Source organism: Geobacter sp. PheSNFMC (genome assembly GCF_059620965.1).
The window spans coordinates 38,241-49,741 of the sequence record NZ_JCAMRN010000013.1 but is presented as its reverse complement, the minus strand read 5'-3'; the positions used below and the strand labels follow the sequence as shown (position 1 = coordinate 49,741).

14 protein-coding genes are annotated in these 11,501 nt (G+C 62.6%); all 14 read left to right on the top strand.

The window, feature by feature from the left end; all coding sequences use genetic code 11:
- The first annotated feature begins 26 nt into the window (after positions 1 to 26).
- The 14 genes from AC6CDK_RS04600 (at position 27) to AC6CDK_RS04535 (ending at position 11,478) form a co-directional block, all read left to right on the top strand.
- Complete coding sequence (locus AC6CDK_RS04600; protein WP_496639745.1) at positions 27 to 947, top strand: DUF1385 domain-containing protein; 921 nt, start codon at positions 27 to 29, stop codon at positions 945 to 947.
- A 19-nt stretch (positions 948 to 966) separates the two neighbouring features.
- Positions 967 to 2,034 carry a peptide chain release factor 1 gene (prfA, locus tag AC6CDK_RS04595; RefSeq protein ID WP_039646890.1) on the top strand — a complete coding sequence of 356 codons (1,068 nt, stop codon included), beginning with the start codon at positions 967 to 969 and terminating at the stop codon, positions 2,032 to 2,034.
- Positions 2,035 to 2,059: 25 nt separating this feature from the next.
- Positions 2,060 to 2,914, top strand: a complete 855-nt coding sequence (gene prmC, locus AC6CDK_RS04590; RefSeq protein WP_039646889.1) for a peptide chain release factor N(5)-glutamine methyltransferase — start codon at positions 2,060 to 2,062, stop codon at positions 2,912 to 2,914.
- A gap of 55 nt (positions 2,915 to 2,969) precedes the next feature.
- Positions 2,970 to 4,223, top strand: a complete 1,254-nt coding sequence (gene murA, locus AC6CDK_RS04585) for a UDP-N-acetylglucosamine 1-carboxyvinyltransferase (RefSeq protein WP_039646887.1) — start codon at positions 2,970 to 2,972, stop codon at positions 4,221 to 4,223.
- A 67-nt stretch (positions 4,224 to 4,290) separates the two neighbouring features.
- Positions 4,291 to 4,929 (top strand): ATP phosphoribosyltransferase, encoded by a 639-nt coding sequence (gene hisG / locus AC6CDK_RS04580; RefSeq protein WP_039646885.1) that lies wholly within the window; start codon positions 4,291 to 4,293, stop codon positions 4,927 to 4,929.
- Entirely contained in the window at positions 4,926 to 6,215 is a 1,290-nt protein-coding gene (hisD, locus tag AC6CDK_RS04575) for a histidinol dehydrogenase (RefSeq protein WP_039646883.1), read from the top strand. The genes hisG and hisD overlap by 4 nt, the downstream gene beginning before the upstream one ends.
- A 22-nt stretch (positions 6,216 to 6,237) precedes the next feature.
- Complete coding sequence (hisC, locus tag AC6CDK_RS04570) at positions 6,238 to 7,290, top strand: histidinol-phosphate transaminase (protein ID WP_192905379.1); 1,053 nt, start codon at positions 6,238 to 6,240, stop codon at positions 7,288 to 7,290.
- Positions 7,291 to 7,314: 24 nt separating this feature from the next.
- Positions 7,315 to 7,902: an imidazoleglycerol-phosphate dehydratase HisB gene (gene hisB, locus AC6CDK_RS04565; protein WP_039646880.1), complete on the top strand. Its 588-nt coding sequence runs from the start codon at positions 7,315 to 7,317 to the stop codon at positions 7,900 to 7,902.
- 125 nt (positions 7,903 to 8,027) lie between these two features.
- The gene (gene hisH / locus AC6CDK_RS04560) at positions 8,028 to 8,660 is read left to right on the top strand and encodes an imidazole glycerol phosphate synthase subunit HisH (protein ID WP_066358044.1); all 633 of its coding nucleotides are present in this window, start codon (positions 8,028 to 8,030) and stop codon (positions 8,658 to 8,660) included.
- A gap of 90 nt (positions 8,661 to 8,750) precedes the next feature.
- Positions 8,751 to 9,485, top strand: a complete 735-nt coding sequence (gene hisA, locus AC6CDK_RS04555; protein ID WP_192905378.1) for a 1-(5-phosphoribosyl)-5-[(5-phosphoribosylamino)methylideneamino]imidazole-4-carboxamide isomerase — start codon at positions 8,751 to 8,753, stop codon at positions 9,483 to 9,485.
- 1 nt (position 9,486) lies between these two features.
- Positions 9,487 to 10,248, top strand: a complete 762-nt coding sequence (gene hisF / locus AC6CDK_RS04550) for an imidazole glycerol phosphate synthase subunit HisF (protein ID WP_039646874.1) — start codon at positions 9,487 to 9,489, stop codon at positions 10,246 to 10,248.
- Positions 10,245 to 10,574 carry a phosphoribosyl-ATP diphosphatase gene (locus AC6CDK_RS04545; RefSeq protein ID WP_039646872.1) on the top strand — a complete coding sequence of 110 codons (330 nt, stop codon included), beginning with the start codon at positions 10,245 to 10,247 and terminating at the stop codon, positions 10,572 to 10,574. Before hisF ends, AC6CDK_RS04545 begins: the two co-directional genes overlap by 4 nt.
- 143 nt (positions 10,575 to 10,717) lie before the next feature.
- Entirely contained in the window at positions 10,718 to 10,915 is a 198-nt protein-coding gene (gene rpsU / locus AC6CDK_RS04540) for a 30S ribosomal protein S21 (RefSeq protein WP_010943714.1), read from the top strand.
- A gap of 122 nt (positions 10,916 to 11,037) precedes the next feature.
- Positions 11,038 to 11,478, top strand: coding sequence for a GatB/YqeY domain-containing protein (locus AC6CDK_RS04535; protein WP_039646870.1), 441 nt, complete (start codon positions 11,038 to 11,040; stop codon positions 11,476 to 11,478).
- The last annotated feature ends 23 nt before the right edge of the window (positions 11,479 to 11,501 follow it).

Below are 11,501 nucleotides of genomic sequence, written 5' to 3'. Positions count from 1 at the left end.
AACGGCTGAGAATGCTTCTGGTGCAGATGCTCCTGGTTGCCGAGCGGATCAACGTGGGTGGGCAGGCCGTGCTGGAAGGGGTGATGATGCGTGCTCCCCGGTCCATGGCCATTGCCGTGCGCCGGCCGGGCGGCGATATTGCCGTCAAGCGGGAGGAGGTCCCCCCTCTCTCTGAACGGTATCCCGTTGTCAAGTTGCCGGTCCTCCGAGGGGCGGTGGCGCTCTTTACCTCGCTGGCCATGGGGCTCAAGGCGCTCAATTTCTCGGCCAACGAGGCCATTGCGGAGGAAGAGGGGGAGAAGGAGGAGATTTCGTCCTGGGCCCTGGGGGGAACCATGGCGGTTGCCCTCGGCTTCGGCATCCTGCTCTTTTTCGTGCTGCCCCTCTATCTCACCAAGCTTCTGGTGCCGGTCATCGGCTCGTCCAATATCGTTTTCAACCTGGTGGACGGTGTCATCCGGGTTGTGGTGTTTCTCCTCTATATCGTCTCCATCTCCCGCATGAGCGATATCGAGCGAGTGTTTCAGTATCACGGGGCCGAGCACAAAACCATCTACGCCTTCGAGGCCGGCGATGAGCTGACGGCGGCTACGGTGCAGAAATACAGCCGCCTCCACCCCCGGTGCGGAACGAGCTTTCTGCTCATCGTCATGCTGGTGAGCATCGTCATCTTCTCGCTCATTCCCAAGCTCTGGCCCTTCTGGATGAAGGCAGGCGCCCGGGTGGTGCTGCTGCCTGTCATCGCCGGGGTTTCCTACGAGTTTCTCAAGTGGAGCGCAAAAAATGACCAGAACCCACTGGTGAAGCTCATTATCGCCCCGGGCCTCGCGCTTCAGCGACTCACCACGCGCGAACCCGACGACAGCCAGGTTGAGGTGGCGATCCGCTCTATGACCGAGGCCCTGGAAGTGAACGACGGCTACCGGGATGATCGTCTGGTGGTGTAATCAACAAAGGACGCAGTGAATGTTCGACAAGATAGAAGAGCTGGAAGTACGTTACCATGAACTCGAATCGTTGCTGGCCGACCCCGCGGTGCTCGGCAATCAGCCCGAATTCCGGAGGCTGTCCCGGGAGCATAACGACCTGACGCCGCTCATCGAGTCCTATCGCACGTACAAAAAGGTGCTGGAGGAGATGGAGGGAAACCGGGAGCTGCTGACCGATCCTGAGATGAAGGAAATGGCCCAGGCCGAGCTGGAGGAGCTGGAGCGGCGGCAGGAGGAGCTTGAAGGGGAAATCAAGCTCCTTCTCCTGCCCAGGGACCCAAACGACGACCGCAACGTCATCCTGGAAATCCGCGCCGGCACCGGCGGTGACGAATCGGCCCTCTTTGCGGGCGACCTGTTCCGGATGTATTCCCGCTTTGCCGAGCGCAACCGCTGGAAGGTAGAGGTCATGTCCGCCTCGGAGTCGGAGCGGGGGGGCTTCAAGGAGATCGTGGCCCTCATCGAGGGGCAGGGGGTATTTGCCAAGCTCAAGTACGAATCGGGGACCCACCGGGTACAACGGGTGCCGGAGACCGAGGCTCAGGGGCGCATCCACACGAGCGCCTGCACCGTTGCGGTTCTGCCCGAGGCCGAAGATATCGAGGTGGACATCAACCCGGCCGATCTCAAGATCGACGTCTACCGGGCCTCCGGGGCCGGCGGGCAGCACGTCAACAAGACCGAATCAGCGGTCCGGATCACCCACATCCCCACCGGGATCGTGGTGGAGTGCCAGGACGAACGGAGCCAGATCAAGAACCGGGCCAAGGCTATGAAGGTACTGAAGACCAAGATCCTCGACGGTCTCCATCAGGAGCAGAACGCACGGATCGCCGCGGACCGGAAACAGCAGGTGGGAAGCGGCGACCGGAGCGAGCGGATCCGTACCTACAACTTCCCCCAGGGCCGGATGACCGATCACCGGATCGGTCTCACCCTCTACCGCCTCGACTCTCTCATGGAAGGAGACATCGCCGAGGTGGTGGATGCGCTCCGGACTCATTATCAGATGGAGGCCCTGAAGGCCCAGGCCGAAGCGGCCTGATCCGCCCGGACAGCGGAGGCGGCAGATGGCGGAAAAGCCTGAAATCTGGACGATTCGCAAGGTTCTCGACTGGACCAGGGGCTACCTGGCTGAAAAGGGGGTCGAGAATGCTCGCCTGGAAACCGAATGGCTCCTGAGTGCCGCCCTGGGGCTCGATCGGGTGGGGCTCTACGTCAATTTCGACAAACCCCTGAACCCGGAGGAGCTTGCCGCCTGCCGCGGGCTCGTGGCGCGCCGGGCCAAGCGGGAGCCGCTCCAGTACATCCTCGGCACCCAGGAGTTCTGCGGCCTCGATTTCGCCGTGACGCCGGCGGTTCTCATCCCCCGGCACGACACCGAGGTGATCGTGGAGGAGGCGCACCGCCGTGCCCCCCACGTCGCGACGGTGCTCGATATCGGTGTGGGCAGCGGCTGCATTGCCGTGGCCCTGGCCAGGCACCTTCCCCACGCCCAGGTGTGGGGGGTCGAGCAGTCTCCCGGCGCCCTCGCCCTGGCCCAACGGAACGTGGAACGGCACGGCGCGCGGGTGACCCTCTTCGAGGGCTCCCTGTTCGAGCCCTTTGGGGACCAGCGGTTCGATCTGATCGTCTCCAATCCCCCCTATATTCCCACCGCCGACCTGGAGGCGCTTCAGCCGGAGGTTCGGGAGTACGAACCCCGTGCCGCACTGGATGGAGGAGCCGACGGCCTCGATTTCTACCGGCTCATCGTACCGGCCGCCCCGGCGCACCTGAATCCCGGTGGCTGGCTCATGGTCGAACTGGGCATCGGCCAGGCGGAGGCAGTGCTCGGCATGTTCGCCCGTGCCGGCTTCAGCGACTGTTTTACCGCTCAAGACCCCGCCGGCATCGACCGGGTGGTCGGCGGAAGGATCGGGTAGGCCGGTTTTCGCGCCAGACCCGGCCACGACACACTATCACGACAGAGGCATTCCATTGGACAAGCTGATCATCAAAGGGGGAAAGAAACTGACCGGAGAGGTCTCGGTCAGTGGCTCCAAGAACGCGGCTCTCCCCATTTTCGTCTCCACCATCCTCGCCCCCGGTCTCAACGAGATCCGTAACGTTCCTTTCCTGCGCGACATCAATACCACCATCAAGGTCCTGGAGTCCCTGGGCGCCGTGGTGGAAGGAAACGGCAACATCGTCCGGATCGACACGACCCACGTGAACAACGTGGAGGCCACCTATGATCTCGTGAAGACCATGCGGGCGTCGGTACTGGTATTGGGGCCGCTGCTGGCTCGCCATGGCCGGGCACGGGTCTCCCTTCCCGGGGGCTGCGCCATCGGCGCCCGTCCCATCAACCTCCACCTCAAGGGGCTTGCCGCCCTGGGTGCCGACATCCGGCTGGAGCACGGCTACGTGGAGGCCAAGGCGAAAAAGCTCAAGGGTGCCCGCATCAACTTCGACATTTCCACCGTGGGCGGCACTGAGCAGTTGATGATGGCGGCGGCCCTGGCCACAGGAGAGACGGTTCTGGAAAACGCCGCCCGGGAGCCCGAGATCATCGATCTGGCCGAGATCCTGATCAAGATGGGGGCAAGGATCGACGGTGCCGGCACCGACACCGTCCGGATCACCGGGGTGAAGGAGCTGGCGCCGGTTGCCCACGACGTCATGCCGGACCGGATCGAAGCGGGCACGTTCATGGTGGCGGCGGCCATCACCGGTGGCGACATCAAGATCCGCAACATGAAGCTGGAGCACCTGGATGCGCTCGTGTTCAAACTTCAGGATGCCGGCGTGGAGATCACCAATCGTGATAACGTGGTGCGGGTGAAGGGGCCACGCCGTCCCAAGGCCGTGAACATCAAGACCCGCCCCTATCCCGGTTTCCCCACCGACATGCAGGCCCAGTTCATGGCCCTCATGTGCGTGGCCGACGGAGCGAGCGTCATCAGCGAGAACATCTTCGAGAACCGCTTCATGCACGTCTCGGAGCTGCTGCGCTTCGGCGCCGACATCACGGTTGAGGGGAACACCGCCACCGTGAAAGGGGTGAAGAAGCTGTCCGGCGCGCCGGTCATGGCCACGGACCTCCGGGCCTCGGCATCGCTCATCCTTGCCGGTCTGGCATCCGACAATACCACCGAGATCTCCCGTATCTACCACCTGGACCGGGGATACGAGTCCATCGAAAAGAAACTGGCCGGCCTCGGTGCCGATATCCAACGTGTAAAGGAGTGACCCGGCGGCAGGGGGAGAGGGTGCCGTTTCTGGTCCCCGGTCCCTGGTCCCCGGTCCCTGACGTGCTATGACCGACTACATAACCATCGCCATCCCCAAAGGGCGGATTCTGGAAGATTCGGTAGCCCTCTTCGGCAAGATCGGAATCCACTGCGACGAGCTCCTCTCCAACACCCGAAAGCTCATCTTCGAAAATCACGAGCAGCGGATGCGGTACATGATCGTCCGGGCCACCGATGTCCCCACGTATGTGGAGTACGGCTGCGCCGACCTCGGCATCGTCGGCAAGGACACTCTCATGGAGCAGGAAAAGGACCTCTATGAGCCCCTGGACCTGAAGTTCGGCTACTGCCGGATGATGGTGGCCGAACCGGCGGGACTTGCCCTGGACGACGACCCCTCCAGTTGGACCAACATCCGGATCGCCACCAAGTATCCCAACGTGACGGAGAAGTATTTCGCCCGCAAGGGGGTTCAGGTGGAGATCATCAAGCTCTACGGGTCCATCGAGCTGGCTCCGCTGGTCGGGCTTTCCGAGCGGATCGTGGACCTGGTGTCCACCGGCGAGACCCTGCGCCAGAACGGCCTGGTGGAGGTTGAGACCATCGCCGAGATCACCACGCGCCTCATCGTCAACCGGGCGAGCCTCAAGACCAAGCATCCCCGGATTACCGGGATCATCGAAGGGCTGGAGAAGCACGTATGAAATTCCTCGACATCAGGGATACGAACTTTGACGCGGAATTCGCCGCCATCCTCGCCCGGGGGGAGGAGACCGGCCGCGAGGTGGAGCAGGTGGTTCTCGACATCATCGCCGATGTCCGCGCACGGGGAGACGAGGCGCTCCTGGAGTACACCCGGCGCTTCGACCGGCTGGAGGTCGCTTCCGTTGCGGCTCTCCAGGTGACCGAGGACGAGATCGAGTACGCCTTTGCCAAGGTGAAGGACGAGGAGGTTGCCGCCCTCAAGCTGGCGGTTGAGCGGGTGGCCCGCTTCCACGAGAAGCAGAAGCAGGAAACCTGGCTCTCCACCGCCGAGCCCGACATCCTTCTCGGCCAGATGGTGACGCCCCTGGAGCGGGTCGGGATCTACGTTCCCGGCGGCAAGGCGAGCTATCCTTCCAGCGTCATCATGAATGCGGTTCCGGCCCGGGTGGCCGGCGTCGGCGAGATCGTCATGGTGGCCCCGACCCCCGGCGGAGAGATCAACCCACACGTTCTGGTGGCGGCGCGGCTCTCCGGCGTTGACCGGATCTTCCGGCTGGGCGGTGCCCAGGCGGTGGCCGCTCTGGCTTACGGCACCGCCACGGTGCCCCGGGTGGACAAGATCACCGGCCCGGGAAACATCTACGTGGCCACGGCCAAGAAACTGGTCTTCGGCCAGGCGGGGATCGATATGATCGCCGGCCCCAGCGAGATCCTCGTCATCAACGACGGGAGCGGCACCCCGGCCCACATCGCCGCCGACCTCCTTTCCCAGGCGGAGCACGACGAACTCGCCTCATCCATCCTCATTACCACCGACCGCGGTTTCGGCGAGCAGGTGGCGGCGGAGGTGGAACGGCAGGTGGCGCAGCTCTCCCGGGAGACCATCGCCCGCACGTCGTGGGAGACCTACGGCGCCGTCATCGTGGCCGGGAGCCTGGACGAGGCCATCGCCTTCTCGAACCGGATCGCCCCGGAGCACCTGGAACTGGCCGTGGCAAATCCCTTCGAGATCCTGCCGCGGATCAAAAACGCCGGTGCCATCTTCCTCGGCCACTTCACCCCCGAGGCGGCCGGCGACTATCTGGCCGGCCCGAACCATACGCTGCCCACCGGAGGCACGGCTCGTTTCTTCTCCCCCCTGTCGGTGGACGATTTCGTGAAGAAATCCTCCATCGTCTACTTCAGCGAGGCGGGGTTGAACCGTCTGGGCCGCGACATCGTCAGGATCGCCGAACTGGAAGGTCTGGAGGCCCACGGCAGGTCAGTGAGCATCCGCCTGAAATAACGAGAAACGACAGGAGCACGCCATGCTTCCCTTTCGCTCAAATATCGCCGCAATGGCAGGCTACGTGCCCGGCTATCAGCCCCCGGACGTGGCGTCGTGGATCAAGCTGAACACCAACGAGAACCCCTATCCGCCGTCGCCCGAGGTGGTGAAGGCGATTCTGGCGGAGCTGGGGGACGACGGGGCGCTCCTGCGCACCTATCCCAGCGCGTCGAGCCAGGTGCTGCGGGAGACCGTGGGCGAGCTGTTCGGCTTCGATCCCGCCTGGGTCATCATGGCCAACGGCTCCGACGAGGTTCTCAACAACCTGATCCGGGCCTTTGCCGGCGAGGGGGAGGAGGTCGGCTACGTGCATCCCTCCTACTCCTACTACGCGACCCTGGCCGAAATCCAGGGGGCACGGGTACGGACCTTCGGCCTCACGGATGACCTTCGCATTGCCGGTTTTCCCGGCCGCTACGAGGGAAGGCTCTTCTTCCTGACCACCCCCAATTCGCCGCTGGGCTTCGCCTTTCCCCTTGCTTACGTCGAGGAGCTGGCGACCCGCTGCACCGGGGTCCTGGTGGTGGACGAGGCCTATGCCGATTTTGCCGACGGCGATGCCCTGGATCTGGTTCGGCGGCACGAGAACGTGGTCGTGACCCGCACCCTGTCCAAGAGCTACTCCCTGGCCGGCATGCGGCTCGGCTTCGCCGTGGCCCGTCCGGCGGTGATTGCTGCCCTGGACAAGATCCGCGATCACTATAACCTGGACCGTCTCGCCCAGGCCGCCTGCGTGGCCTCCCTGCGGGACCGGGCATACTTTGCCGGGTGCACCCGCCTGATCCGCGAGACCCGCGAGTGGTTTTCCGCTGAACTCCGGGCGCTCGGCTACGGTGTGATCCCCTCCCAGGGGAACTTCGTGTTTGCCGCACCGCCGGACCGCAACGGCAAACGGGTCTACGACGGCCTCTATGCCCGCAAGATCCTGGTCCGCCACTTCTCCGACCCGCTCCTGGCCCATGGCATGAGGATTTCCATCGGCACGTGGGAGGAGATGGAGGCGACCCTCGCCGCTCTGAAAGAGATTGGCTAACTTCGATCCCACAAGGAGGGTTTCATGTCCCGGAAAGCTGCCATCGAACGAGTCACCAAGGAAACCCAGATCAAGCTCTCCCTTGATGTAGACGGCACGGGCGAGGCGAAGGTCTGCACCTCGGTGCCGTTTCTCGATCACATGCTCGACCTCTTTGCCCGTCACGGATTCTTCAACCTTCAGGTGGACGCCACGGGGGACATCGATATCGACTTTCACCATACGGTGGAGGATATCGGTATCGTCCTCGGCCAAGCGTTGAAAGAGTCTCTGGGCGATAAAAAAGGAGTCCGGCGCTACGGCCAGGCCACGGTCCCCATGGACGAAACCCTTGCCAGCGTGACGGTGGACATCTCGGGGCGTCCCTACCTCGTCTACCACGTGTCACTTCCCAAAGTGAAGATTGGCGAGTTCGACGTGGAACTGGTGCGGGAATTTTTCCAGGCCGTGGTTAATAACCTGGGTGCCACGATCCATCTGAACGTCATGTACGGCGACAATGTCCACCACATCGTCGAGGCGTGTTTCAAGGCCTTTGCCCGGGCCATGGACCAGGCGACCCAGGTGGACTCCCGGATTCAGGGGGTCATGTCAACGAAGGGCAAGCTTTAGATCGTTCTGCCACAGGGGGCACAGGGAAGCGCCCTATCTATCTAATTCATCTAAGTGGCGGAACAAAACTCCAGGTACCGATCGGTACGGCGTTTTCTCTGTGACCTTTATGGCAAAGGGCCTTTATGACTAAGATCGCAATCATCGATTACGGCATGGGAAACCTCCGGTCGGTCCAGAAGGGGTTCGAGAAGGTGGGCTTCGAGGCGGTTGTTACTGCCGACCCGAAGGTGGTCCTGGAGGCGGAAAGGATCGTCCTGCCCGGCGTGGGCGCCTTCCGGGACTGCATGCGCAATCTGGAACAGGGTGGGTTCGTGGAGCCGATCCTCAAGGTGGTTCGGGACGGGCGCCCCTTCCTCGGCATCTGTGTCGGGATGCAACTCCTCTTCAGCGACAGCGTGGAATTCGGCCTCTGCCAAGGGCTGAACGTCGTTCCGGGGCACGTGCTCCGCTTTCCCGAAGGGATGCGCGAAGGAGGCGAGGAGCTCAAGGTCCCCCACATGGGATGGAACCAGCTCTCCATCAAACGCCGTCCACCGGCCTTTGCCGAGGTGGAGGACGGGGCCAACGTCTATTTCGTTCACTCCTACTATGTACTGCCCGACGACACGAGCGTGATCGCCGCCACCTGTACCTATGGCGTCGAGTTCTGCGCCGCCGTCTGGAAGGACAACATCGTCGCCACCCAGTTCCACCCCGAGAAGTCCCAGACGGTGGGTGTGCACATTTTGGAAAATTTCGCGCGTTCAAAAGCATAAAGTCCACCACGGAGACACGGAGGAGCGGAGTAATCCTCCTGATAGGCCTTTTTTCGTGTCTCCGTGCCTCTACGGTGAAAGGTTCAGTGAATGATCGTCATCCCCGCCATCGACCTTAAGGAAGGAAAGTGCGTCCGCCTCGAACAGGGGCTCATGGAGAAGGATACCGTTTTCTGCGACAGCCCCGCCGACCAGGCCCGGGAGTGGGTGCGCCAGGGGGCGGAGTTGCTCCACATTGTCGACCTGGACGGCGCCTTTGCCGGCGAACCCAAGAACCGCGCCTCCATCGAGGCCATTGCCAAGGCCATTGCCATCCCCACCCAGTTGGGGGGCGGCATCCGGGACATCCCCACCATCGAGGCATACCTTTCCCTCGGCATCGGCCGGGTGATCCTCGGCACTGCGGCCCAGCGGAACCCCGAACTGGTGGAGGATGCCTGCCGTCTCTTCCCCGGTCGGATCGTGGTGGGGATCGATGCCAAAAACGGCATGGTCGCGGTCCAGGGGTGGGCCGAGGTCACCGGCGTCACGGCGGTGGATCTGGCCCAGCGGTTCGAGGGCTACGGCGTGGCCGCCATCATCTACACCGACATCGCCCGGGACGGTATGATGCAGGGGCCGAACATCGAGGCAACCAGGGCTCTGGCCGAGGCGGTCTCGATCCCGGTCATCGCCTCCGGAGGGGTGTCGTCCCTGAAGGATATCGAGAACCTGATGGCCATCGAGGCGAGCGGTATCGCCGGAGTCATCACCGGCAAGGCGGTCTACACCGGGGCCATCAATCTGGCCGAGGCGGTGACGCTCACGAAGCGGGGAGGCGCCTGAGATGCTGACCAAGCGGATCATCCCGTGCCTGGACGTGAAGGGCGGCCGGGTCGTCAAGGGGGTCCAGTTCCTGGAACTGCGGGACGCGGGCGACCCGGTGGAGATCGCGGAGGCCTATGACCGCCAGGGTGCCGATGAACTCACGTTCCTCGACATCACCGCCTCATCCGACGAGCGAAGCATCATCATCGACGTAGTGCGCCGCACCGCCGAGCGGGTCTTCATGCCCCTCACCGTGGGGGGCGGAGTGCGGACTGTGGACGATATCCGCAATCTCCTCAACGCCGGAGCCGACAAGGTCTCCATCAACACGGCCGCGGTCCACCGGCCAGAATTCGTGCGAGAGGCTGCGGAGCGCTTCGGTTCCCAGTGCACCGTGGTTGCCATCGACGCCCGACAGGTTCCCGGCGAGAATCGTTGGGAGGTCTACACCCACGGTGGCCGCAACCCCACCGGCATCGACGCGTCGGAGTGGGCCCGGCGGATGGAAGGGTACGGTGCCGGCGAGATCCTCCTCACCAGCATGGACCGGGACGGCACCAAGGACGGCTACGATATCCCCCTGACCCGCACCATCGTCGATGCGGTCTCCATTCCGGTCATCGCCTCCGGCGGGGTGGGAAACCTGGAGCATCTGTACGACGGCTTCGTCAAGGCAGGGGCCAGTGCCTGTCTTGCCGCATCCATCTTTCACTACAAGGAGTACACCATTGGCGAGGCCAAGGAGTATCTCCGCCAACGGGGGGTTCCAATCCGGCCATGAGCGAGCGCGACGACATCCTGCAGGCAGTCTACGAGGTGATTCTCGACCGGAAAGGCGCCTTGCCCGAGAGCTCCTATACGGCGTCACTCCTTCACAAGGGGATCGATAAGATCCTCAAGAAGATCGGTGAAGAGGCGACGGAAGTCATTATTGCCGGCAAGGGGGGGATTCGGGAGGAAATCATTTACGAGACCGCCGATCTGTTCTTTCACACCCTGATTCTTCTCGGCCACTACGACATAGCCCCGAGGGATGTGTACGATGAGCTCCGCCGCCGTTTCGGCACCTCCGGGCACGTTGAAAAGGCGAACAGAAACGGGCGATAGTGCTTTGATCTTCGAATAAAAACTTGACATTGACGCTTCCGCTGTTATTATGTCTCTTCTCGCAAAAATTTCACCGGCTCGTCGTCTGACTCTATCAGCTCAGATTTGCAGCGAATTTACATAGAGGAGGGAGGGGAACATGGATGCCGGGAGTAAAGGTCAAGGAAACTGAATCATTCGAGCTCGCGCTGAAGAAGTTCAAGAAGCAGTGCGAAAAGGCGGGAATCCTCTCCGAGGTCCGCAAGCGCGAGCACTATGAGAAGCCGAGTATCAAGAGAAAGAAAAAGGCCATTGCCGCGCGCAAGCGTGCGATGAAAAAACAGCGCAAGATGATGGACTAGCGCTGAGGCCGTTACGTGTATGCCCATGCGGCATGGAGCGATGTTACGGACGCCTCCGGATTGTGGGGCGTCCGTTTGCCGCTTTCAGCGCCGGATATGGAGTTGTGAGCCGGGGAGTTGCCATGTTGAGGGACCGCCTGAACGAGGAGATGAAGGAGGCCATGAAGGCCAGGGACGAGGTTCGCCTGTCCGCCATCCGTCTCGTTCGCTCTTCGGTGAAAAACCGCGAGATCGAGGCGCGGCGCGAACTCTCCGAACAAGAAGTGACAGAAGTCGTTTCATCCCTCGTCAAGCAACGCCGGGAATCGATCCGCATGTTCGGCGAGGCCGGACGTACCGATCTGGTGGAAAAAGAGGAGCGGGAGCTTCGGGTACTGCTCGGCTTTCTTCCCCAACAGCTCACCCGGGAAGAGATCAAGGGGCTGGTGGCCTCGGTCATTACAGAGACCGGCGCCCAGAGTGTCAAAGACATGGGACGGGTAATGAAGGCACTCATGCCCCACGTGGCCGGCAGGGCTGACGGATCGCTGGTCAGTGCCATCGTCAAGGAACAACTTGCCTAGACGAACGTTTTCCGGTCTCTGAG